This is a genomic window from Burkholderia sp. AU38729, assembly GCF_020419725.1.
Classification (GTDB): Bacteria; Pseudomonadota; Gammaproteobacteria; order Burkholderiales; family Burkholderiaceae; genus Burkholderia.
Map to the genome: position 1 here is coordinate 190,159 of NZ_JAIZQO010000003.1, position 22,048 is coordinate 212,206.

20 protein-coding genes are annotated in these 22,048 nt (G+C 67.7%); 10 read left to right on the plus strand and 10 right to left on the minus strand.

Annotated features, from left to right (window positions below; translation table 11 throughout):
- The first annotated feature begins 150 nt into the window (after positions 1 to 150).
- The 7 genes from recG to ubiA all read left to right on the plus strand — a co-directional run bounded on the left by recG (position 151) and on the right by ubiA (position 8,351).
- Entirely contained in the window at positions 151 to 2,481 is a 2,331-nt protein-coding gene (gene recG / locus LGM56_RS09805) for an ATP-dependent DNA helicase RecG (protein ID WP_226204377.1), read from the plus strand.
- 125 nt (positions 2,482 to 2,606) lie between these two features.
- On the plus strand, positions 2,607 to 3,566 hold the full coding sequence (locus LGM56_RS09810; RefSeq protein ID WP_043189592.1) for a hydrogen peroxide-inducible genes activator: 960 nt from the start codon (positions 2,607 to 2,609) through the stop codon (positions 3,564 to 3,566).
- Positions 3,567 to 3,959: 393 nt separating this feature from the next.
- Positions 3,960 to 4,088 (plus strand): hypothetical protein, encoded by a 129-nt coding sequence (locus LGM56_RS36745; RefSeq protein WP_256978099.1) that lies wholly within the window; start codon positions 3,960 to 3,962, stop codon positions 4,086 to 4,088.
- 100 nt (positions 4,089 to 4,188) lie between these two features.
- The gene (gene katG / locus LGM56_RS09815) at positions 4,189 to 6,375 is read left to right on the plus strand and encodes a catalase/peroxidase HPI (protein WP_226204379.1); all 2,187 of its coding nucleotides are present in this window, start codon (positions 4,189 to 4,191) and stop codon (positions 6,373 to 6,375) included.
- A 102-nt stretch (positions 6,376 to 6,477) separates the two neighbouring features.
- Positions 6,478 to 6,618 (plus strand): hypothetical protein, encoded by a 141-nt coding sequence (locus tag LGM56_RS09820; protein WP_174973271.1) that lies wholly within the window; start codon positions 6,478 to 6,480, stop codon positions 6,616 to 6,618.
- A 105-nt stretch (positions 6,619 to 6,723) separates the two neighbouring features.
- Positions 6,724 to 7,212: a non-specific DNA-binding protein DpsA gene (gene dpsA, locus LGM56_RS09825; RefSeq protein WP_089424538.1), complete on the plus strand. Its 489-nt coding sequence runs from the start codon at positions 6,724 to 6,726 to the stop codon at positions 7,210 to 7,212.
- A 275-nt stretch (positions 7,213 to 7,487) separates the two neighbouring features.
- On the plus strand, positions 7,488 to 8,351 hold the full coding sequence (gene ubiA, locus LGM56_RS09830) for a 4-hydroxybenzoate octaprenyltransferase (RefSeq protein ID WP_226204381.1): 864 nt from the start codon (positions 7,488 to 7,490) through the stop codon (positions 8,349 to 8,351).
- 154 nt (positions 8,352 to 8,505) lie between these two features.
- On the opposite strand, the gene proC is transcribed toward ubiA, so the two are convergent.
- From proC to LGM56_RS09860, 6 genes are all read right to left on the minus strand, one after another.
- Positions 8,506 to 9,318: a pyrroline-5-carboxylate reductase gene (gene proC, locus LGM56_RS09835; RefSeq protein WP_089494124.1), complete on the minus strand. Its 813-nt coding sequence runs from the start codon at positions 9,316 to 9,318 to the stop codon at positions 8,506 to 8,508.
- Positions 9,319 to 9,370: 52 nt separating this feature from the next.
- Positions 9,371 to 10,069, minus strand: coding sequence for a YggS family pyridoxal phosphate-dependent enzyme (locus tag LGM56_RS09840; protein ID WP_089425846.1), 699 nt, complete (start codon positions 10,067 to 10,069; stop codon positions 9,371 to 9,373).
- 131 nt (positions 10,070 to 10,200) lie between these two features.
- Positions 10,201 to 11,427: a glycolate oxidase subunit GlcF gene (gene glcF / locus LGM56_RS09845; protein ID WP_089424541.1), complete on the minus strand. Its 1,227-nt coding sequence runs from the start codon at positions 11,425 to 11,427 to the stop codon at positions 10,201 to 10,203.
- A gap of 7 nt (positions 11,428 to 11,434) precedes the next feature.
- Entirely contained in the window at positions 11,435 to 12,523 is a 1,089-nt protein-coding gene (glcE, locus tag LGM56_RS09850; RefSeq protein WP_166922464.1) for a glycolate oxidase subunit GlcE, read from the minus strand.
- Positions 12,524 to 12,708: 185 nt separating this feature from the next.
- Entirely contained in the window at positions 12,709 to 14,202 is a 1,494-nt protein-coding gene (locus tag LGM56_RS09855; RefSeq protein WP_089424543.1) for an FAD-linked oxidase C-terminal domain-containing protein, read from the minus strand.
- Positions 14,203 to 14,243: 41 nt separating this feature from the next.
- Complete coding sequence (locus LGM56_RS09860) at positions 14,244 to 15,653, minus strand: FAD-binding oxidoreductase (RefSeq protein ID WP_089444963.1); 1,410 nt, start codon at positions 15,651 to 15,653, stop codon at positions 14,244 to 14,246.
- A gap of 173 nt (positions 15,654 to 15,826) precedes the next feature.
- Between LGM56_RS09860 and LGM56_RS09865 the strand changes: the two genes are divergently transcribed.
- Both LGM56_RS09865 and hmpA read left to right on the plus strand, forming a co-directional pair.
- Positions 15,827 to 16,378 carry a cob(I)yrinic acid a,c-diamide adenosyltransferase gene (locus tag LGM56_RS09865; RefSeq protein WP_039361370.1) on the plus strand — a complete coding sequence of 184 codons (552 nt, stop codon included), beginning with the start codon at positions 15,827 to 15,829 and terminating at the stop codon, positions 16,376 to 16,378.
- 92 nt (positions 16,379 to 16,470) lie between these two features.
- The gene (gene hmpA / locus LGM56_RS09870) at positions 16,471 to 17,679 is read left to right on the plus strand and encodes an NO-inducible flavohemoprotein (RefSeq protein WP_226204383.1); all 1,209 of its coding nucleotides are present in this window, start codon (positions 16,471 to 16,473) and stop codon (positions 17,677 to 17,679) included.
- Positions 17,680 to 17,751: 72 nt separating this feature from the next.
- Here hmpA and LGM56_RS09875 read toward each other — a convergent pair whose 3' ends face one another.
- Entirely contained in the window at positions 17,752 to 18,021 is a 270-nt protein-coding gene (locus LGM56_RS09875) for a type II toxin-antitoxin system Phd/YefM family antitoxin (RefSeq protein ID WP_226204385.1), read from the minus strand.
- 122 nt (positions 18,022 to 18,143) lie between these two features.
- Positions 18,144 to 19,217, minus strand: coding sequence for a 3-deoxy-7-phosphoheptulonate synthase AroG (gene aroG / locus LGM56_RS09880; RefSeq protein WP_226204387.1), 1,074 nt, complete (start codon positions 19,215 to 19,217; stop codon positions 18,144 to 18,146).
- On the opposite strand from aroG, the gene LGM56_RS09885 reads away from it, so the two are divergent.
- A complete protein-coding gene (locus LGM56_RS09885; protein ID WP_226204389.1) occupies positions 19,216 to 19,509 on the plus strand; it encodes a hypothetical protein in 294 nt (97 codons plus the stop codon). The genes aroG and LGM56_RS09885 overlap by 2 nt on opposite strands.
- A 110-nt stretch (positions 19,510 to 19,619) precedes the next feature.
- Here LGM56_RS09885 and tldD read toward each other — a convergent pair whose 3' ends face one another.
- Both tldD and LGM56_RS09895 read right to left on the minus strand, forming a co-directional pair.
- Positions 19,620 to 21,086, minus strand: a complete 1,467-nt coding sequence (gene tldD / locus LGM56_RS09890; RefSeq protein ID WP_039361365.1) for a metalloprotease TldD — start codon at positions 21,084 to 21,086, stop codon at positions 19,620 to 19,622.
- An 85-nt stretch (positions 21,087 to 21,171) separates the two neighbouring features.
- Complete coding sequence (locus LGM56_RS09895; RefSeq protein WP_089494130.1) at positions 21,172 to 21,999, minus strand: carbon-nitrogen hydrolase family protein; 828 nt, start codon at positions 21,997 to 21,999, stop codon at positions 21,172 to 21,174.
- Positions 22,000 to 22,048: the final 49 nt, after the last annotated feature.

Here is a 22,048-nt window from a genome sequence, read left to right on the forward strand (position 1 = left end):
GGCCGGCGGGCGTCGCCGGCGGGGCGGAAACGCGTAAATCGGGCGCGCGAGCCGCTATGATGGCGGGATGCGCGGCCTGGCCGGCGTCGTTCGTTCGGACGACGTGAAAGCCGCTATTGTACTTGCCTTGCGAAGCACCCAGACGATCCGATGCCTGTGTCACCACGCCGTTCCCCCGCTGCCGTTGCCGATTCCGCCGATCCGTTCGACGCGGAAGATGTCGCGCCGCCCGCGCAACGCGCGGGCGAGCGTGATTCCGCGGAACGCGCCGCGCCGCGCCGCGCCGGCCCGAAGCGCGGCGCCGACGGCAGGCTCGCGCAGCCGGCCGCCGCCGCGCCCGATGCCGATGGCGCGGCTGACAGCGACCCGGCAGGCGCGGCCGGCGCGAAGCGCAAGAGGAAGCCCGCCGCCGATAAACCCGTGAAGACCGTCGACAAGCTCGCGAAGCTCGGTCTCACGCGCTCGATCGATCTCGTGCTGCATCTGCCGATGCGCTACGAGGACGAAACCACGCTCACGCCGATCGGCGAGCTGCTGCCGGGCGGCATCGCGCAGACCGAAGGCGTCGTGTTCGACAACGAGGTCGCGTACCGGCCGCGCCGCCAGCTGGTCGTGAAGATCCAGGACGACGACGGCGAGCATCTCGTGCTGCGCTTCCTGAATTTCTACGGCTCGCAGGTCAAGCAGATGGCCGTCGGCCAGCGGCTGCGCGTGCGCGGCGACGTGCGTGGCGGCTTCTTCGGGATGGAGATGGTGCATCCGGCGGTACGCGTGGTCGAACCGGATGCGCCGCTGCCGCAAGTGCTCACGCCCGTCTATCCGAGCACGGCCGGCGTGTCGCAGGCCTACCTGCGCAAGGCGATCGAGAACGCGGTCGAGCGCACGCCGCTGCCCGAGCTGCTGCCGCCCGAGATCCAGCGCGACTATCTGAAGCCGCTCGACGTGCCGACGCTCGAGCAGGCGGTGCGCATCCTGCACCACCCGCGCGTCGATTCCGACGAAGCCGCGCTGATGGACGGCTCGCATCCGGCGTGGACGCGCATCAAGTTCGAGGAGTTGCTCGCGCAGCAGTTGTCGCTCAAGCGCGCGCACGAGGAGCGCCGCACGCGTGCGGCGCCCGCGATGCCGCGCCGCGCCGCGAGCGATGCCGATGCCTTGACGCCCCGGCTCTACGCCGCGCTGCCGTTCACGCTGACGGGCGCGCAGGCGCGCGTCGTCGACGAAATCGCGAACGATCTTACCCTTGCGCACCCGATGCAGCGCCTGCTGCAGGGCGACGTCGGCAGCGGCAAGACGGTCGTCGCGGCGCTGGCCGCCACGCAGGCGATCGACGCCGGCTACCAGGCCGCGCTGATGGCGCCCACCGAAATCCTCGCGGAACAGCACGCGCGCAAGCTGCGCGCGTGGCTCGAGCCGCTGGGCGTCACGGTCGCGTGGCTCGCGGGCAGCCTGAAGGCGAAGGAGAAGCGCGCGGCGATCGAGGCGGCCGCGCTCGGCACCGCGCAGCTCGTGATCGGCACGCACGCGATCATCCAGGACACGGTCGAATTCGCGCGGCTCGGCCTCGTGATCGTCGACGAACAGCACCGTTTCGGCGTCGAGCAGCGGCTCGCGCTGCGTGCGAAGGCCGCGAATGCGGCCAACGGCGCGCGCGACTTCCAGCCGCACCAGCTGATGATGTCGGCCACGCCGATTCCGCGCACGCTCGCGATGACGTATTACGCCGATCTCGAAGTCTCGACGATCGACGAGCTGCCGCCGGGCCGCACGCCCGTGCTGACGCGCCTCGTCGGCGATGCGCGGCGCGAGGAGGTGATCGCCCGCGTGCGCGAGGCCGCGCTGACCGGGCGCCAGGTGTACTGGGTGTGCCCGCTGATCGAGGAGAGCGAGACGCTGCAGTTGCAGACGGCCGTCGAGACATACGAGACGCTGGCCGCCGCGCTCCCGGAACTGAAGGTCGGGCTCGTGCACGGCCGGCTGTCGCCGGCCGACAAGGCGGCCGTGATGGAAGCGTTCACGCGCAACGACGTGCAGCTGCTCGTCGCGACGACCGTGATCGAGGTCGGCGTCGACGTGCCGAACGCGTCACTGATGGTGATCGAGCACGCCGAGCGCTTCGGCCTTGCGCAGCTGCACCAGCTGCGCGGCCGGGTCGGGCGGGGCACCGCGGCGTCGGTGTGCGTGCTGCTGTACACGGGGCCGCTGTCGCTCACGGGCCGCGAGCGGCTGAAGACGATGCGCGAGACGACCGACGGCTTCGAGATCGCGCGGCGCGACCTCGAGATCCGCGGCCCCGGCGAATTCCTCGGTGCACGCCAGTCGGGCGCGGCGATGCTGCGCTTCGCGAACCTCGAGACCGACGGCTGGCTGATCGAGCCGGCCCGCGAAGCCGCGTCGCGGCTGATTGCCGCGTATCCGGAGGTCGTCACGCAGCATCTCGCGCGCTGGCTCGGTGCGCGGGAGCAGTATCTGAAGGCCTGATCCGCGGGCCGGGGCCGGATTTAAAACCGCCGTTTGACGCATTCCGATGCAGAGAAACTTGGCGAACCGGTGTCACAGGGTGTATAAATTAAACCTATCGCTTGTATATCTCTGATTGACCCACAATGACGCTGACTGAATTGAAATACATCGTCGCGGTCGCGCGCGAACGGCATTTCGGCCGCGCGGCCGAAGCATGCTTCGTGAGCCAGCCGACGCTGTCGGTGGCGATCAAGAAGCTCGAAGACGAGCTCAACGTGCAGATTTTCGAACGCGGCGCGAGCGAAGTGAGCGTCACGCCGATCGGTGACCAGATCGTCACGCAGGCGCAGCGCGTGCTCGAGCAGACCTTCGCGATCAAGGAGATCGCGAAGCAGGGCAAGGATCCGCTGGTCGGCCCGTTCCGCCTCGGGGTGATCTACACGATCGGGCCCTATCTGCTGCCGACGCTCGTCAAGCAGATGATCCAGCGTGTCCCGCAGATGCCGCTGATGCTGCAGGAAAACTACACGCTGAAGCTGCTCGAACTGCTCAAGCAGGGCGAGATCGACGCCGCGATCATGGCGCTGCCGTTTCCGGAAACCGGCCTGATGGTGCGCCCGCTGTACGACGAGCCGTTCGTCGTCGCGCTGCCCGCCGGCCATCCGTGGGAGAAGCGCGAGGAAATCGACGCCGAGGATCTCAAGCAGGAAACCATGCTGCTGCTCGGCAACGGCCACTGCTTCCGCGATCACGTGCTCGGCGTGTGCCCGGAGCTGATGCGCTTCTCGCAGACGGCCGACGGCATCCAGAAGACCTTCGAGGGCTCGTCGCTCGAGACGATCCGCCACATGGTCGCAAGCGGTGTCGGCATCACCGTGCTGCCGCGGATGTCGGTCGCCGAGGTCGGCCCGCGCGCGAACGGCCCCGATGCCGAACTGCTGTCGTACGTGCCGTTCAACGAGCCGGTGCCCGACCGCCGCGTGGTGCTCGTGTGGCGCAAGAGCTTCACGCGGATGCCCGCGATCGACGCGATCAGCGACGCGATTTCCGCGTGCGAGCTGCCGGGGGTCGCGAAGCTCGATATGCCGGCGACCATGAACTGAGCACGCTCCAGCATGCGCGTGTGGCGGCACGATGAACGGGGTCTTGCGACCCCGTTTATTTTTCTCTATCGAATAGATGAAATTTATCAAATTCAATCAATCGATAGATGTAGATAGAATCTTCTCCATGGATCGGCGTGATGTCGACGACCGATCAGCACGTTGAATGCAAGCGTCAAAGGAGGATGTCATGATGCGGTCGGTATTGCAGCACGCGCAGCGGAACATCCCGTCGCGCGACGCGGTCGTACATCGCGCCAGGGCGGCGGTTCGCAGCCTGCGTCCGATTGCGTTCGCGTACCTGGCGGATCGTGTGTATGGCGGATGAGTGCCGCCGCACGCCGGTCCTGTGTTCCCCCGACTAACTGCCGCCGAGCCATGAGGGAGCATTGCATGTCCGATACCCGAAAAGCCGACCGCCTCGCCGGCACGACGACTGCCGGCAGCCGCTTTCCCGAGCGCCCCGCCTGCGGCGCGTCGCAGCGGGAAAGCGGGTCGCAGGCCGCGCACGACGTCCCGTAGTACGACAGGAGGAACCGCCTGTTCCGTTTCATCCCCCCGCAATGCTCCACGAACCGCGCCTGGCACGTGGGGGCCTATGAGCAAGACAAGGAGAAAAAGCATGTCGAACGAAACGAAGTGCCCGTTCAACCACACCGCTGGTGGCGGCACGACGAACAAGGACTGGTGGCCGAATCAGCTGAACCTGAACGTCCTGCATCGGCATTCGGCGCTGTCCGATCCGATGGACCCGGATTTCGACTACGCCGCAGCGTTCAAGAAGCTTGACCTCGAGGCGGTGAAGAAGGACCTGCACGCACTGATGACGGCGTCGCAGGACTGGTGGCCGGCCGACTTCGGCCACTACGGCGGCCTGTTCGTCCGCATGGCCTGGCACAGCGCCGGCACGTACCGCACGGCCGACGGCCGCGGCGGCGCGGGCGGCGGGCAGCAGCGCTTCGCGCCGCTCAACAGCTGGCCGGACAACGTCAGCCTCGACAAGGCGCGCCGCCTGCTGTGGCCGATCAAGCAGAAGTACGGCCGCAACATCTCGTGGGCCGACCTGCTGATCCTGACCGGCAACGTCGCGCTCGAATCGATGGGCTTCAAGACCTTCGGCTACGCCGGCGGCCGCGTCGATACGTGGGAACCGGACGACGTGTACTGGGGTTCGGAAAAGATCTGGCTGGAACTGAGCGGCGGCCCGAACAGCCGCTACTCGGGCAAGCGCGAACTCGAAAGCCCGCTCGCCGCGGTGCAGATGGGCCTGATCTACGTGAACCCGGAAGGCCCGGACGGCAACCCCGACCCGGTCGCCGCCGCGCATGACATCCGCGAGACGTTCGCGCGCATGGCGATGAACGACGAAGAGACGGTCGCGCTGATCGCGGGCGGCCATACGTTCGGCAAGACGCACGGCGCCGGTCCGGCCTCGAACGTCGGCCCCGAGCCGGAAGCCGCGGGCCTCGAAGAGCAGGGGCTCGGCTGGAAGAGCACGTTCGGCACGGGCAAGGGCAAGGATGCCATCACGAGCGGCCTCGAAGTCACGTGGACGTCGACGCCGACGCAGTGGAGCAACGACTTCTTCAAGCACCTGTTCAGCTACGAGTGGGAGCTCACGAAGAGCCCGGCCGGCGCGCACCAGTGGGTCGCGAAGGACGCAGGCGAGGTGATTCCGGATGCATTCGACGCGTCGAAGAAGCATCGCCCGACGATGCTGACGACCGACCTGTCGCTGCGTTTCGATCCGGCCTACGAAAAGATTTCGCGCCGTTTCTACGAGAACCCGGCCGAGTTCGCCGACGCGTTCGCACGCGCGTGGTTCAAGCTCACGCACCGCGACATGGGCCCGCGTTCCCGCTATCTCGGCCCGGACGTGCCGGCGGAACACCTGCTGTGGCAGGACCCGATCCCGGCCGTCGATCACCCGCTGATCGACGCCGCCGACGTCGCCGAGCTGAAGGCGAAGGTGCTGGCTACGGGCCTGTCGGTGTCGCAGCTCGTGTCGACCGCATGGGCGTCGGCTGCGACGTTCCGCGGGTCGGACAAGCGCGGCGGCGCGAACGGTGCGCGTATCCGCCTGGCGCCGCAGAAGGACTGGGAAGTGAACCGTCCGGCTGAACTCGCGAAGGTGCTCGAGACGCTCGAAGGCGTGCAAAAGGCGTTCAACGACGCGCAGACGAGCGGCAAGAAGGTGTCGCTGGCCGACCTGATCGTGCTGGCCGGTGCGGCCGGCGTCGAGCAGGCCGCGAAGAATGCGGGTATCGCCGTGACGGTGCCGTTCGCACCGGGCCGTGCGGATGCGTCGCAGGAAGAGACCGATGTCGAAGCGATGGCCGTGCTCGAGCCGGTGGCGGACGGGTTCCGCAACTACCTGAAGAGCGCATACAAGACGCCGGCCGAGGCACTGCTGGTCGACAAGGCGCAACTGCTGACGCTGACCGCGCCCGAGATGACGGTGCTCGTCGGTGGCCTGCGCGTGCTGGGGGCGAACGCCGGCGATGCGAAGCGTGGCGTGTTCACCGACCGTCCGGAAGCGCTGACGAACGACTTCTTCGTGAACCTGCTCGACATGGGCACGGAATGGAAGCCGGTGTCGGCCGCGAACGACGTGTTCGAAGGGCGCGATCGGGCGACGGGCCAGGTCAAGTGGACGGGCTCGCGCGTCGACCTGATCTTCGGCTCGCATGCGCAACTGCGTGCGCTGGCCGAGGTGTACGGCAGCGCGGATGCGAAGGAGAAGTTCGCGCACGACTTCGTCGCGGCCTGGAACAAGGTGATGAACCTGGACCGCTTCGACCTCGCGTAAGCGTCGCCGCGCGGTAGTGCGGTGAGGCATTAACGGGAAACGGCCGGTCGTCCAACCGGCCGTTTCTTCCTGACCCTGAGTGTTGTTGAAGGAGTGACGATCATGACGCAAATGATGTTGAAAACGCGCGCTGTACTGGCGTCGCCGGCAGAGGTCGCGCGATACGTCGTCGGATCCGCCATCGTCATCGGCGGGGCGGCCGAACTGGTGTCGCAGGCGCTGCATGCGATCGCGGCCGCCTGAGCGAGGCGTTTCGCTCGCCACGCGCGTGCGGCAGGTGTGGTATCAATAGGCAGGTAGTCCGATTCACTTTCATTGCTCTGTTTCATTGAATAAGGAGTACGGAACATGGCCAGGAAAACTCAAGCTGCCCAGATCAACATCGGCATCAGCGACAAGGACCGCAAGAAGATCGCGGAAGGCCTGTCGCGCCTGCTTGCCGATACGTTCACGCTGTACCTGAAGACCCACAATTTCCACTGGAACGTCACGGGCCCGATGTTCAACACGCTGCACCTGATGTTCGAGGAGCAGTACAACGAACTGTGGCTCGCGGTCGATTCGGTTGCCGAACGCATTCGCACGCTCGGCGTCGTCGCGCCGGGCACCTTCGGCGATTTCGCGAAACTGTCGTCGGTGCCGGAAGCGAACGGTGTGCCCGCTGCCGAAGACATGATCCGCCAGCTCGTCGAAGGGCACGAGGCCGTCGTGCGTACCGCACGTGCGATTTTTCCGCTTGCCGATGCGGCGAGCGACGAGCCGACCGCCGACCTGCTGACGCAGCGCCTGCAGATTCATGAAAAAACCGCGTGGATGCTGCGGTCGTTGCTCGCGTAGGCGTGCAACGCGCGGCAGGCTGGCCGAAGCCTGCGCATCGTGACTCCGGCCCTGATTGATCCGCCCTAGTCGGGCCGAACCCAGTCGGGCGCTTTGCGCGGATCCGTGCGTGCGCTGGCTCTGTCCCTTGATTGATGCGCGTTGCAGCTCGGCCACGTGCGGCGGGCGCGGGCAGCGCGCCGGCGTCCGGCCGCGATCGCCCGCGGGCCTTGCCGACATGACGCGAAGCACCGCTCGGCTCTAAAATGCCGGGGTTATCTTCCCGGTGCTTCGCCATGCTTGCCCGCTTTCCCCTGTATCTGCGGCTCGTCCGGATGGACAAGCCGATCGGCAGCCTGCTGCTGCTGTGGCCGACGCTCAACGCGCTGTGGATCGCGTCCGACGGCCATCCGCGCTGGCCGCTGCTCGTGATCTTCTCGCTCGGCACGCTGCTGATGCGTTCGGCCGGCTGCGCGATGAACGATTACGCCGACCGCGACTTCGACCGCCACGTGAAGCGCACGGCCGACCGGCCGCTGACGTCGGGCAAGATCCGCGCATGGGAAGCCATCGCGATCGCGGTCGGGCTCGCCTTCATCTCGTTCCTGCTGATCCTGCCGCTCAACACGCTGACGAAGCAGCTGTCCGTCGTCGCGCTATTCGTCGCGGGCTCGTATCCGTTCATGAAGCGCTTCTTCGCGATTCCGCAGGCCTATCTGGGCATCGCGTTCGGCTTCGGCATCCCGATGGCGTTCGCGGCCGTGCAGGACACGGTGCCGACGATCGCGTGGGTGATGCTGATCGCGAACATTTTCTGGTCGGTCGCGTACGACACCGAATACGCGATGGTCGATCGCGACGACGACATCAAGATCGGCATCCGCACGTCCGCGCTGACGTTCGGCCGCTTCGACGTCGCGGCCGTGATGCTGTGCTACGCGGTGACGCTCGGCATCTACGTGTGGATCGGCGTGACGCTCGGCTTCGGCCTCGCATACTGGGCCGGCTGGGCGGCGGCGGCCGGCTGCGCGCTGTATCACTACACGCTGATCAAGGACCGCGAGCGGATGCCGTGCTTTGCGGCGTTCCGGCACAACAACTGGCTCGGCGGCGTGCTGTTCGCCGGGATCGCCGTGCACTACCTGCTGGCGGGGAGCTGAATGTCGCGATCTCACCGCAGGCGGTAGGCGATGCGGGGCGCGGTACCAACAAAAAAGCGGCCTGGGCCGCTTTTTTGTTGGTCGTGCACATCAGTATGACGGGGCGGGGCGTCCAACGCATACAGCGAGCGCCGGGGCGGCACCGCCGGCGCGCTTACGCGCGGCCGAGCTCGTCGCCCATTTCCTTCGCGCGCGCTTCGGCCGCGAGTGCACCGCGCACGATCGCATCCTTCACGCCTTGCGCGTCGAACGACGCGAGCGCGGCGGCCGTCGTGCCGCCCTTCGACGTCACGCGCTCGCGCAGCACGCTCGCCGGCTCGCCCGATTGCGCGGCCAGTTGCGCGGCACCCGTGAACGTCGCGACCGCGAGCGCACGGCCTTGTTCGTCGTTCATGCCGAGCTGGCGCGCGGCTTCCTGCAGCGCTTCGATGAAATAGAACACGTACGCGGGGCCGCTGCCCGAAATGGCCGTGACGGCGTCGAGCTTCGACTCGTCATCGAACCACACGATTTCACCGACTGCACCCAGCACGTTCGACGCGAGTTCGCGGCCCGCCGCGTCGACGCCCGGCAGCGCCGCGAGGCCCGTCACGCCCATGCCGACGAGCGCCGGCGTGTTCGGCATTGTGCGCACGACGCGCGCGTAGTCGCCGAGCCAGCGTGCGAGATCGCTGCCGCGGATCCCGGCCGCGATGCTGATCACGAGTTGCGTCTTCAGGTGCGGTGCGAGTGCCTGCGCGACGTCCTTCAGCACCTGCGGCTTCACCGCGAGCACGACCGCGTCGTAGTCGGCGAGCGCCGCGTCGATGGCCGCGCCGGTGCGCACGCCGAACTGCTGGGCGGCGCGCGCGCGCACCTCTTCGTTGACGTCGATGGCATACAGGCCGTCAGCGGCGACGCCGCGCTTGATCAGGCCGCCGATCAGGGCCGCGGCCATGTTGCCGCCGCCGATGAATGCGATTTTCATGATGTCGGATTGAGCGAGTGAGTGAACGGAAAGGCGTAAAAGGGCGTGGCGTTCAGTGCGAGTAATCGCGCGCGCCGAAGATCGCGGTGCCGACGCGCACGATCGTCGCGCCTTCGAGCACGGCCGCGTCGAGATCGGCGGACATGCCCATCGACAACGTGTCGAGCGGCAGGCCGTCGGCACGCAACGTGTCGAACAGCGCACGCAGCGCTCGATGCGGCGCGCGTTGCGCGTCGGTATCGCCGGCCGGTTCGGGAATCGCCATCAGCCCGCGCAGCCGCAGCGACGGCAGCGCGGCGACCGCGCGCGCAACCTCGGCCACGTCGGCCGGCGCAACGCCGCTCTTCGACGCCTCGCCGCTGATGTTCACCTGCACGCAGATGTTGAGCGGCGGCAGGTGCGCGGGGCGCTGTTCCGACAGGCGCTGCGCGATCTTCAGCCGGTCGACCGAATGGACCCAGTCGAAGCGTTCGGCAACCGGGCGCGTCTTGTTCGATTGCAGCGGCCCGATGAAATGCCATTCGAGGTCCGCACGCAGGTCGGCGAGCGCGTCGATCTTGTCGATCGATTCCTGCACGTAGTTTTCGCCGAAGGCACGCTGCCCGGCCGCATGCGCGGCGCGCACGTCGTCGGCGGGAAACGTTTTGGACACGGCGAGCAGCGACACGGTGGCGGGATCGCGGCCGGCCGCGCGGGCGGCGTCGGCGATGCGGCGATGAACGGAGGCGAGACGGGCGGCGAGATCGGACATGACGGGCACGAAAGCAGGCACGGAAGCGGGCATGGTGCGGATGCGCCGCGGCACGCGACGCATCGATTCGCCCATTATACGGACGCCGTGCGCGAGGCCCAGCGTTCCCCCGTCATTCGTATGAGCACGCGCTAGCCGTACAGCAGATGCTCGACGAGCTGGATCCAGTGGGTGACCGGAATCTGCGTGCCGCTCTGCAGGTGCGCGATGCAGCCGATATTGCCGGAGACGATCATCTGCGGTTCGAGCGCCTGCAGCTTCAGCAGCTTCTGCTTGCGCAACCGGTACGACAGCGACGGCTGCGTCAGCGAATAGGTGCCGGCCGACCCGCAGCACAGATGGCTGTCGGCCGGCAGCCGCACGTCGATGCCGAGCGTCTCGAGCAGGCGTTCGACCTTGCCGCGCGACTGCTGGCCGTGCTGCAGCGTGCACGGCGGGTGGTACGCGACCGTATGGATCGCGCGGCGCCGCGCGAGCGTCGCGAGCTCGGCCTCGAACGCGAGCAGCACGTCGGAGATGTCGCGCGTGAGCGACACGATGCGCTGCGCCTTCTCCGCGTAGGCCGGGTCGTCGCGCAGCAGGTGCGCGTATTCGAGCACCGTCGCGCCGCAGCCCGATGCGTTCATCACGATCGCCTCGACACCCTGTTCGACATGGGGCCACCACGCGTCGATGTTGCGGCGCGCGTCGTCGAGCGCTTCGTCGTGATAGTTCAGGTGCAGGCGGATCGCGCCGCAGCAGCCCGCGTCGGGCGAGACGACCGTCTCGATGCCGAGCGCGTCCAGCACGCGCGCGGTCGCGATGTTGATGTTCGGCAGCATCGACGGCTGCACGCAGCCGCCGAGCATCAGCATCTTGCGCGTATGCGTGAGGTGCGGCCATTCGAGCAGCCGCGTGCGCGGCGGCACCTTGTCGCGCAGCCGCTTCGGCAGCAGCGGCCGCACGTGCTGACCGAGCCGCATCACCGGCGAGAACAGCGCCTCGTTCGGCACCAGGCTCGCGAGCAGGCGGCGCACGAGACGCTGCTGCGCCGGGCGCTGCACCTGCGCCTCGACGTGCTTGCGGCCGATCTCGACGAGACGGCCGTACTGGACGCCGGACGGGCAGGTCGTCTCGCAGCTGCGGCACGTGAGGCAGCGGTCGAGGTGCTGCTGCGTGCTGCGCGTGACGGGTGCGCCTTCGACCATCTGCTTGATCAGGTAGATCCGGCCGCGCGGGCCGTCGAGTTCGTCGCCGAGCAACTGGTAGGTCGGGCAGGTCGCGGTACAGAACCCGCAATGCACGCACTTGCGCAATATCGCGTCGGCTTCGTCGCCGTCGGGCGTATTGCGGATGAAATCGGCGAGGTTCGTTTGCATCGAGCCCTCAGAGATCGGGGTAGAGCCGGCCGCGGTTGAAGATGCGCGCGGGATCGAACGCGGCCTTCAGCCCGCGGTGGATTTTCATCATCGGGGCGGGGAGCGGCGTGAACACGCCCGCGCTGCGGTCGTACGCGTCGCCCGCACGGAACAGCGTCGCGTGGCCGCCGGCCTGCTTCGCGCTCATTCGCACGGTCTGCGCGTCGGCGTCGGTGATCCACCAGCGCTGCGCGCCGCCCCATTCCATCAGCTGGGTGCCGGGCAGGTGCATCGGTTCGGTGATCGACGGCAGCGCGAGGCGCCACAGCGCATAGCCGGGCGGGATGCCGTTGAAGAACGGGTCGGTATGCTCGCGCAGGCCGGCCCAGAAGCGTTCGGCCTCGACCGCGTCGACGACTTCGCCGCCGAGCAGCGTCTTCGCGGATTTCACGGCCGCTTCGGCGCCCGACAGGCGCAGCACGAGCGTGCCGTTGCGCCAGCCGCTCGCGCTGACGGGCAGCGGATGGCCGCCCCATTCGTTGAGCTTGCGCACCGCGTCGGTCGCGGTCATCTCGAACTTCAGCGTGACTTCGGCGACGGGCATCGGCAGCACCTTGATCGACAGGTCGAGCATCAGCCCGAGCGTGCCGAGCGCGCCGGCCATCAGCCGCGACACGTCGTAGCCGGCGACGTTCTTCACGACCTGACCGCCGAAACGCAGCATTTCGCCGCGGCCGTTCATCAGCGTGACGCCGAGCACGAAATCGCGCGGCGCGCCGCAGGTGGCGCGCCGCGGGCCCGCCAGGCCGGCCGCGACGCAGCCGCCGACGGTGGCCGCGCGGCCGAAGTGCGGCGGCTCGAACGGCAGCATCTGGCCGCACTCGGCGAGGACGGTTTCAAGCTGCGCGAGCGGCGTGCCCGCGCGGACCGTGACGACGAGTTCGGCCGGGTCGTACGACACGACGCCCTGAAACGCGCGCGTGTCGAGTATTTCGCCCTCGAGCGCCTGGCCGTACCAGTCCTTGGTGCCGCCGCCGCGAATCCGCAGCGGCCGGCCGTCGGCACTGGCGGCGCGGATACGCTCGGCCCATCCGGCGACGATGTCGTCCTCTTCCATGTTCTGTTGCTGCCTCGACTTGTTGTTCGGTCGATTGTACCGGGGTGGCGCGAATCCACATCGCGACTATCCCTAAGCCCCGTATTGCAGGCCGCAAGCTTGCGCCGTCGCGCGAACGGGCCGCGCGGGCGCGACCCGCCGCCGCGATCCGCCCGCCGGCACCGGCCGCGTACCGAGGGTGAGGCTCAGAAGCGCGGCAGGTCGGGGTGCGGCAGCAGCCCGCCGCGCACGTGCTGGCGACCGTACTCGGCACAGCGCGCCCGGGTCGGGATGCCCTTGTCCGGGTTCAGCAGCCCCGCCGGATCGAACGCGCGCTTGACCGCGAAGAACGCATCGCGCTCCTGCGGCGAGAACTGTACGCACATCGAATTGAGCTTCTCGATGCCGACGCCGTGCTCGCCCGTCACGCTGCCGCCGAATTCCACGCAGCATTCGAGGATTTCCGCGCCGAACTGCTCGGCACGGTGCAGTTCGTCCGGATCGTTCGCGTTGTACAGGATCAGCGGATGCATGTTGCCGTCGCCCGCATGGAACACGTTGATGCAGCGCAGCCCGTAGCGCGTTTCGAGCTGCTCGATGCGCGCGAGCAGCGGGCCGATCGCGCGGCGCGGCACGGTGCCGTCCATGCAGTAATAGTCGGGCGAAATACGGCCGGCGGCCGGGAACGCGTTCTTGCGGCCCGACCAGTAGCGCAGCCGCTCGCTCTCGTTGCGCGACACCTGGATGCGCGTCGCGCCATGCTCGCGCAGCACGGCCGTCATCCGCACGATCTCTTCGGCGACTTCTTCCGGCGTGCCGTCCGATTCGCACAGCAGGATCGCCTTCGCGTCGAGGTCGTAGCCGGCATGCGTGAAGGACTCGACGGCCTGCGTGGCCGGCTTGTCCATCATTTCGAGCCCGGCCGGGATGATCCCCGACGCGATGATCGCCGCGACGGCCTCGCCGCCCTTGACGACGTCGTCGAAGCTCGCCATCACGAGCTGGGCCGTTTGCGGCTTCGGGATCAGTTTCACCGTGACCTCGGTGACGATCGCGAACATCCCTTCGCTGCCGATCATCACGGCGAGCAGGTCGAGGCCCGGCATGTCGAGCGCGAGCGAGCCGAATTCGACGATCTCGCCGTCGATCGTCACCGCACGCACGCGCATCACGTTGTGCACGGTCAGCCCGTATTTCAGGCAGTGGACGCCGCCGGAATTCTCCGCGACGTTGCCGCCGATCGTGCACGCGATCTGCGACGACGGATCGGGCGCGTAATACAGGCCGTACGGCGCGGCGGCTTCCGAGATCGCAAGGTTGCGCACGCCGGGCTGCACGGTTGCCGTGCGGGCGTAAGGATCGACTTCGACGATGCGCGTGAAGCGCGCCAGCGACAGCACGACGCCGAGCGCCATCGGCAGCGCGCCGCCCGACAGGCTCGTGCCCGCGCCGCGCGGCACGATCGGCACTTCCATGCGGCGGCAGATCTGCACGATCCGCTGCACCTGCGATTCCGTTTCGGGCAGCGCGACCGCGAGCGGCAGGCGGCGGTACGCGGACAGGCCGTCGCATTCGTACGGCGCCGTGTCTTCGTCGCGGTACAGCAGGCAGTGCGTCGGCAGCACGGCCATCAGCGCCTGCACGACTTCGCGCTGACGCTGCGCGCGAGCCGCGCTCGACAGTTCGACGGGAGCGTTCATGGGGTCTCCTGCAGCAGGCGGCGCGGCATCGCGCCACCGTGTCAGCACGTGAAAATCTTGCCCGGATTCATCAGGTTGCGCGGATCGAGCGCGAGCTTGATCGCCCGCATCGTGTCGATCGCGTTGTCGCCGTGCTCCTTCGGCAGGAAGCGCATCTTGTGCAGCCCGACGCCGTGCTCGCCCGTGCAGGTGCCGCCGAGGCGCAGCGCGCGCTCGACGATCCGGTCGTTGATGTGCTCGGCCTCGGCGATTTCTTCCGGCTTGTCGGGGTCGATCAGGATCGCGACGTGGAAATTGCCGTCGCCGACGTGGCCGACGATCGGGCAGGGCAGCGACGACGCGCGCAGGTCGACCTCGGTTTCCTCGACGCACGCGGCGAGCTGCGAGATCGGCACGCACACGTCGGTCGTCACCGCGCGGCAGCCGGGTTTCAACTGCAGCATCGCGAAATACGCGTTGTGGCGGGCGGCCCAGAGCCGGCTGCGATCCTCGGGACGGGTCGCCCATTCGAAGCCCTGGCCGTTGTTCTGGCCGGCGAGCGCCTGCACGAGCTCGGCCTGTTCCTTCACGCCGGCCTCGGTGCCGTGGAATTCGAAGAACAGCGTCGGCGCTTCGGTGAGCGTCAGGTTCGAATGGCGGTTGATCGAGCGCACGGCGAGCGCATCGACGAATTCGACGCGCGCGATCGGCACGCCGATCTGGATCGTCTCGATCACGGTGCGCACCGCGTCGCCCATCGACGGGAACGTGCAGATCGCGGCCGATACGGCTTCGGGCAGCGGATGCAGGCGCAGCGTGATCTCGGTGATCACGCCGAGCGTGCCTTCGGAGCCGACGAACAGGCGCGTGAGGTCGTAGCCGGCCGACGACTTGCGGGCGCGCGAGCCGGTTTTCACCACGCGGCCGTCGGCGAGCACGGCGGTCAGGCCGAGCACGTTCTCGCGCATCGTGCCGTAGCGCACGGCGTTGGTGCCCGACGCGCGGGTTGCGGTCATCCCGCCGATGCTCGCGTCGGCACCCGGGTCGATCGGGAAGAACAGGCCGGTGTCGCGCAGCGCTTCGTTGAGCGCCTTGCGCGTGATGCCCGGCTCGACCGTCACGGTCAGGTCTTCGGCGTTGATCGACAGCACGCGGTTCATTTCCGACAGGTCGAGCGAGACGCCGCCGCGCACCGCGAGCAAATGGCCTTCGAGCGACGAGCCGGCGCCGTACGGGATCAGCGGGACGCTGTACAGCGAACACAGCGACACGACTTCGCGCACGTCGTCCGCGCTGTGCGCGAACACGACGGCGTCGGGCAGTTGCGGGTCGAACGGCGATTCGTCGCGGCCGTGGTGGGCGCGGACGGCGTCAGCGGTCGACACGCGCTCGCCGAAGGCGGCGCGCAGCGCATCGAGCATGGCAGGGGGAAGGGGGCGGCGCGTGGCGGCCGGCTGGGCAGGGTGATTCACGTACGTCTCCTTGTCGATCCGGGTGAGCGCGTTGGCGCCAGCCCGGCTCCCGTGCTGCAGGGTTTCGGCCCATTCTACGCTGTAACGCCCGCTGCGCCCGCTCCCGCGGGCTGCGATAATCGCGTTCGAACGCAACCGGGCCGCGTCGCGGCCACGCACGAGAGGACATTCGCATGGGCAACCGCTTGAGCAAGATCGCCACGCGCACGGGCGACGATGGCACCACCGGGCTCGGCGACGGCCGGCGCATCGGCAAGGACGACACGCGGATCGCCGCGATCGGCGACGTCGACGAACTGAACTCGAACCTCGGCGTGCTGCTCGCCGAAACGCTGCCGGACGAGATCCGCACGGCGCTCGTGACGATCCAGCACGACCTGTTCGATCTCGGCGGCGAACTGTGCATACCCGGCCATACCGTGCTCGACGACACGCATCTCGCGCGTCTCGACCGCTGGCTCGCCGACTACAACGCGACGCTGCCGCCGCTGAAGGAATTCATCCTGCCGGCCGGCTCGCGCGCGGCATCGCTCGCGCACGTGTGCCGAACCGTATGCCGCCGCGCGGAGCGTTCGATCGTCGCGCTCGGACGCACCGAGACGCTCAACGACGCGCCGCGGCGCTACGTGAACCGGCTGTCGGACCTGCTGTTCGTGCTGGCCCGCGTGCTGAACCGCACCGACGGCGGATCGGACGTGCTGTGGGAGCGCGGCCGCGTCCGCTGACGGTTTGCCCCTTTGACGCACTGCGACAATTTGCCCGGGGAGCGTTCATTTTTAAAGATGTATTGTGTGCGCATGTTTAACGGAGAACGAACATGACCCACATCACCGCTGACCAGATGGCTCGCGTGAAGGCCACTGCCCCTGTCCTCGCCGTGCATGGCGCGACGATCACGAAGCACTTCTACCAGCGCATGTTCGCGCGCCATCCGGAACTGAAGAACCTGTTCAACCAGACGCACCAGAAGACGGGCAGCCAGCCGGAAACGCTCGCGAAAGCCGTCTACGCGTATGCGGCGAACATCGACAACCTCGGCGCGCTGGGCGGCGCCGTGACCAGGATCGCGCACAAGCACGCGAGCCTGAACATCCGCCCCGAGCATTACCCGATCGTCGGCGAGAACCTGCTCGCGTCGATCGTCGAAGTGCTGGGCGACGCGGTCGATGCCGAGACGCTCGAGGCATGGCGCGTCGCGTACGGCCAGCTCGCGCAGATCCTGATCGGCGTCGAGGCCGACCTGTACGCGGGCGCCGCGTGGAGCGGGTTCCGCCCGTTCAAGGTCGAGCGCAAGGTGCGCGAAAGCGACGAGATCACGTCGTTCTACCTGACGCCGGCCGACGGCGGCGCGGCGCCGACGTTCGCGCCCGGCCAGTACCTCACGGTGAAGCGTTTCGTCGGCGACCTCGGCGTCGACCAGCCGCGCCAGTACAGCCTGTCCGACGCGCCGCACGGCAAGTGGCTGCGCATCTCGGTGAAGCGTGAAGCCGGCAAGCCGGAAGTCATTCCGGCCGGCAAGGTATCGACGCTGATGCACGACGGCGTGGAAGAGGGCGCGATCGTCGAAGTGACCGCGCCGATGGGCGAATTCTCGCTGAAGCGTGGCGTCGAGACGCCGGTGGTGCTGATTTCCGGCGGCGTCGGCATCACGCCGATGATGTCGATGGCGTCGACGCTGATCGGCGAGGGCAGCCGGCGCGAAGTGCGGTTCGTCCATGCCTGCCGCTCGGGCGCGGTGCACGCGTTCCGCGACTGGCTGAACGATACGGTGCGCGACCATGCGAACGTCAAGCGCACGGTGGTGTACGAGCTGGTTGGCCCGAACGATCGCGCCGGCATCGATCACGACCTGGAAGGGCGCCTCACGCCGGAACGCGTGCAGCAATACGCGCTGGTGCCGGACGCCGACTACTACATCTGCGGCCCGATCGGGTTCATGAAGGCGCAGCGTGACGCGCTCGTCGCGCTGGGCGTCGCGCCGGAACGCGTGAATACCGAGATCTTCGGCTCGGGCGCGCTCGAGTGATGCACGGGCGGATCGCCTCCCGCCAATGAGAGTGCCCGGCGGGAGCCGGGCTTTTAGTTACGCGCAGCGTCTTTACGGTGGGAGTCGCGGCCCCGAGCTAGCCTCAAAGTCGGCGGCGATAGATCCATCGCTGGCGTTGAATGCCTCGACTGTCACCGAGATGTTCAGTCCGGCAAGCAACTGACGGGCTGCGCCGATTCGCCTTGGCGCTGCATAGGGAACGATCCGGGCGACTGGACGGCCATTGCGAGTGATCACGACATCTGATTCGCGCCCAAATTCAAGAGATTCGACAAGGCTTGAGAGTTGCGATTTTGCATCGTGCATGTTGACGGTCGGCATGCCCACTTCCTGATTAGCTAGATAACGCTGGCTAACGGGTCAACGCAAAATGAATACTCGTACGCTGGCCGCATGGCCAACCCGCCACAGGCGGGGTCATGCGGCCAGCCTGTTTGCGTCCGTCAGTTGCCGCTGCCGCGTGCGACGCGGCGCGCCTTCACCGATTCCGCGAGGCCTTCGAGCACCTTCACGCTGTCGTCCCATGCGATGCACGCGTCGGTGATGCTCTGGCCGTAGGTCAGCTCGCAGCCTTCCTTCAGGTCCTGGCGCCCCTCGACGAGATGCGATTCGATCATCACGCCGACGATGCGCTCGTCGCCGGCCGCGATCTGGCGGCCGATGTCGGCACAGACGGGGATCTGGTTCTCGTGCTTCTTCGAGCTGTTCGCGTGGCTCGCGTCGATCATCAGGCGCGCGGCGAGGCCGGCCTTGCCGATGTCCGCGCACGCGGCGTTCACGCTGTCCGCGTCGTAGTTCGGCGCCTTGCCGCCGCGCAGGATCACGTGGCAGTCCTCGTTGCCCGCCGTCGACACGATCGCCGAATGGCCGCCCTTCGTCACCGACAGGAAATGGTGCGGCTGCGAGGCCGCCTTGATCGCGTCGACCGCGATCTTCACGTTGCCGTCGGTGCCGTTCTTGAAGCCGACCGGGCACGACAGCCCCGACGCGAGCTCGCGGTGCACCTGCGATTCCGTCGTGCGCGCGCCGATCGCACCCCACGAGATCAGGTCGGCGATGTACTGCGGGCTGATCATGTCGAGGTACTCGGTCGCGGCCGGCAGCCCCATTTCGTTGATCTGCAGCAGCAGCTCGCGCGCGGTGCGCAGCCCTTCGTTGATCTTGAAGCTGTTGTCGAGGTGCGGATCGTTGATGAGGCCCTTCCAGCCGACCGTCGTGCGCGGCTTCTCGAAGTACACGCGCATCACGATTTCCAGTTCCCCCTTGAAGCGCTCGCGCTCCTTCACCAGCCGGCCCGCGTATTCGATCGCCGCCTTCGTGTCATGGATCGAGCACGGCCCGACGACGACGATCAGCCGGTCGTCCATCCCGTGCAGGATGCGGTGCATCGACTGGCGCGAGTTGTAGATCAGCTCCGACGCGGCTTCGGAGCACGCGAATTCGCGGATCAGGTGGGCGGGCGGCGTCAGTTCCTTGAGTTCGCGAATGCGGACGTCGTCGGTGTTGTGCGGGGGCATGCTGTTTCTCCTTGGTTCCGGGCGCGGTTCGGTCAGTGCGAGTGCGCGTGCGGCAGATTCATCAATTCAAGCAATTCAGTGGTGTCGGTCGGGGCCGCGGGAGCGCTGCGGCGGCGACCGGGTGGCGAAGGGCGAAAAAAAACCGCCGGGTTCGCCGGCGGTTTTTTCGGGAATTTCGGTTGCGCTTTACGCGCCATCAACCCTCTCGATCCGCCAGCGGTCTGAGATACCAAAAAAAGTAAAAGTAAAACTTGGCGGACATGACGGAGATTCGGTTCGTCAAAAAAGATGATTCGGAATTTATACCCGGTCGCCGGTCGGCTGGCAACCGGGATACGTCGAAAATGCGGACATTCCGCGCGTTTTCGTCAAAATGCGCGGAATGTCTGCGCCGCGATGCGGTTATGCCGTACCGCCGACCGTCATCCGGTCGATCCGCAGGGTCGGCTGGCCGACGCCGACCGGCACGCTCTGGCCTTCCTTGCCGCACACGCCGACACCCGAGTCGAGCGACATGTCGTTGCCGATCATGCTCACGTCCTTCAGCGATTCGGGGCCGCTGCCGATCAGCGTCGCGCCCTTCACCGGGTAAGTGATCTTGCCGTTCTCGATCATGTACGCCTCGGACGCCGAGAACACGAACTTGCCGTTCGTGATGTCGACCTGGCCGCCGCCGAAGTTCACCGCGTACAGGCCGTTCTTCACCGATGCGATGATTTCCTGCGGATCCTTGTCGCCGTTCAGCATGTACGTGTTCGTCATGCGCGGCATCGGCAGCGCCGCGTACGACTCGCGGCGCGCATTGCCGGTAACCGGCATCTTCATCAGGCGCGCGTTCAGCGTGTCCTGGATGTAGCCCTTCAGGATGCCGTCCTCGATCAGCGTCGTGCACTGCGTCGGGTTGCCTTCGTCGTCGATGTTCAGCGAGCCGCGGCGGTTCGGCAGCGTACCGTCGTCGACGACGGTCACGCCCTTCGCGGCGACGCGCTCGCCGATCCGGCCCGCGAATGCCGACGAGCCCTTGCGGTTGAAGTCGCCCTCGAGGCCGTGGCCGATCGCCTCGTGCAGCAGCACGCCCGGCCAGCCCGGCCCGAGCACGACCGTCATCGCGCCGGCCGGCGCGGGGCGGGCGTCGAGGTTCACGAGCGCCGCATGCACGGCGTCGTCCACGTAGCGCGACAGCACGTCGTCGGTGAAGTAGCCGTAGTCGAAGCGGCCGCCGCCGCCGCCGGAGCCGATCTCGCGGCGGCCGTTCTGCTCGGCGATCACCGTGACCGACACGCGCACGAGCGGGCGGATGTCGGCCGCGAGCGCACCGTCGCTGCGGGCGACCAGCACGACGTCGTATTCGCCGGCGAGGCCTGCCATCACCTGCGTGATGCGCGGGTCGCGGCCGCGTGCCATCTGCTCGATGCGCTCGAGCAGCTTGACCTTGGCCGTCGCGTCGAGCGATGCGAGCGGATCGGACGGCAGGTACAGGTCGCGGCCCGAGATGCCCTTCAGCGACGATGCCGCCTTGATCTTCTGGCGGCCGCCGCCGGCCGCCGCGATTGCCTTGGTGGCGGCAGCGGCTTGCGCGATCGCTTCCGGCGACAGGTCGTCGGAATACGCGAACGCGGTGCGGTCGCCCGCGACCGCGCGCACGCCGACGCCCTGGTCGATGCTGAAGCTGCCCGATTTGACGATGCCTTCCTCGAGGCTCCACGCTTCGCTGCGGGTCGCCTGGAAGTACAGGTCCGCGTAGTCGACGCGATGCGTGAAGATGTCGGCGATCGTGCGCGTGAGCAGGCTTTCGTCGAGGCCGTACGGCGTGAGCAGGATGTCCTTCGCCAGCGCGAGGTTGCGGATGCCGGGTTCGATGATGTTCATGCGGATATCGGGGTTTCTCAAAAAGTTGTCGGGTGCTGCTGGGCAGATGGGTTGGCCGCGCGGCGTTTCAAGCGGCGTGGCGGATTCAGGTCAGCACGCGGTGCCGCCACGCGGGCAGGCTCTGGCGCACGTCGGCGATGCGCCGCGGATCGATCGCGCCGAGCACGACGCTGGCGCCCACGTCGCGGACCGCGACGATCTCGCCCCACGGGTCGATCAGCATGCTGTGGCCCCAGGTGCGCCGGCCGTTCTCGTGCTTGCCGCCTTGCGCGGCCGCGAGCACGTAGCACTGGTTCTCGACGGCCCGCGCGCGCAGCAGCGTTTCCCAGTGCGCGCGGCCCGTCGTATACGTAAACGCCGACGGGACGACGATCAGCGTGCAGTCGCCCATCCTGCGATACAGCTCCGGAAAGCGGAGATCGTAACAGACCGACAGGCCGACCCGCCCGAACGGCGCGTCGAACGCGACGACCGTATCGCCCGCGCGAATCGTGCGCGCCTCGTCGAACGACTCGTCGCCTTTCTCGAAGTTGAACAGGTGGATCTTGTCGTAGCGCGCGGCTTCGTTGCCCGACGGATCGAACACGAGCGTCGTGTTGAGCACGCGATCGGGTTCCGGCGCCTTCAGCGGCAGCGTGCCGCCGATCACCCAGACGCCGTGGCGACGCGCGGCGTCTGCGAGGAAGCGCTGGATCGGGCCGTCCTGGTACGGTTCGGCGAGCGCGAGCTTGTCGGTGTCGCGGTGGCCCATGAAGCAGAAATACTCGGGCAGCAGCACGAGCTGCGCGCCTTCGCCGGCGGCTTCCGCGATCAGGCGGCGGGCTTCGGCGAGATTGCGCGCGACGTCCGGCGTGCTCACCATCTGCAGCGCGGCGACCTGGAAGGGCGTGGCGGAACGGGTGTGGTCGGTCATCGCAGGATCGGTTGCGTCATAAATGGGGTGCGGCCCGGCACCGTGCGCG

Bases quoted from the DNA above. Each gene is read 5' to 3' on its own strand.
- LGM56_RS09840 (WP_089425846.1), bottom strand. From the start codon at position 10,069: ATGTCCGATCTCGCCGCCCGTCTCGCCTCCGTTCATCGCCGCATCGCC.
- ubiA (WP_226204381.1), top strand. From the start codon at position 7,488: ATGCTTGCCCGCTTTCCCCTGTATCTGCGGCTCGTCCGGATGGACAAG.
- tldD (WP_039361365.1), bottom strand. From the start codon at position 21,086: ATGAACATCATCGAACCCGGCATCCGCAACCTCGCGCTGGCGAAGGAC.
- glcE (WP_166922464.1), bottom strand. From the start codon at position 12,523: ATGGAAGAGGACGACATCGTCGCCGGATGGGCCGAGCGTATCCGCGCC.
- LGM56_RS09895 (WP_089494130.1), bottom strand. From the start codon at position 21,999: ATGACCGACCACACCCGTTCCGCCACGCCCTTCCAGGTCGCCGCGCTG.
- glcF (WP_089424541.1), bottom strand. From the start codon at position 11,427: ATGCAAACGAACCTCGCCGATTTCATCCGCAATACGCCCGACGGCGAC.
- LGM56_RS09820 (WP_174973271.1), top strand. From the start codon at position 6,478: ATGACGCAAATGATGTTGAAAACGCGCGCTGTACTGGCGTCGCCGGCA.
- proC (WP_089494124.1), bottom strand. From the start codon at position 9,318: ATGAAAATCGCATTCATCGGCGGCGGCAACATGGCCGCGGCCCTGATC.
- katG (WP_226204379.1), top strand. From the start codon at position 4,189: ATGTCGAACGAAACGAAGTGCCCGTTCAACCACACCGCTGGTGGCGGC.
- LGM56_RS09810 (WP_043189592.1), top strand. From the start codon at position 2,607: ATGACGCTGACTGAATTGAAATACATCGTCGCGGTCGCGCGCGAACGG.
- aroG (WP_226204387.1), bottom strand. From the start codon at position 19,217: ATGCCCCCGCACAACACCGACGACGTCCGCATTCGCGAACTCAAGGAA.
- LGM56_RS36745 (WP_256978099.1), top strand. From the start codon at position 3,960: ATGTCCGATACCCGAAAAGCCGACCGCCTCGCCGGCACGACGACTGCC.
- hmpA (WP_226204383.1), top strand. From the start codon at position 16,471: ATGACCCACATCACCGCTGACCAGATGGCTCGCGTGAAGGCCACTGCC.
- LGM56_RS09855 (WP_089424543.1), bottom strand. From the start codon at position 14,202: ATGAACGCTCCCGTCGAACTGTCGAGCGCGGCTCGCGCGCAGCGTCAG.
- recG (WP_226204377.1), top strand. From the start codon at position 151: ATGCCTGTGTCACCACGCCGTTCCCCCGCTGCCGTTGCCGATTCCGCC.
- LGM56_RS09885 (WP_226204389.1), top strand. From the start codon at position 19,216: ATGCTGTTTCTCCTTGGTTCCGGGCGCGGTTCGGTCAGTGCGAGTGCG.
- dpsA (WP_089424538.1), top strand. From the start codon at position 6,724: ATGGCCAGGAAAACTCAAGCTGCCCAGATCAACATCGGCATCAGCGAC.
- LGM56_RS09865 (WP_039361370.1), top strand. From the start codon at position 15,827: ATGGGCAACCGCTTGAGCAAGATCGCCACGCGCACGGGCGACGATGGC.
- LGM56_RS09875 (WP_226204385.1), bottom strand. From the start codon at position 18,021: ATGCCGACCGTCAACATGCACGATGCAAAATCGCAACTCTCAAGCCTT.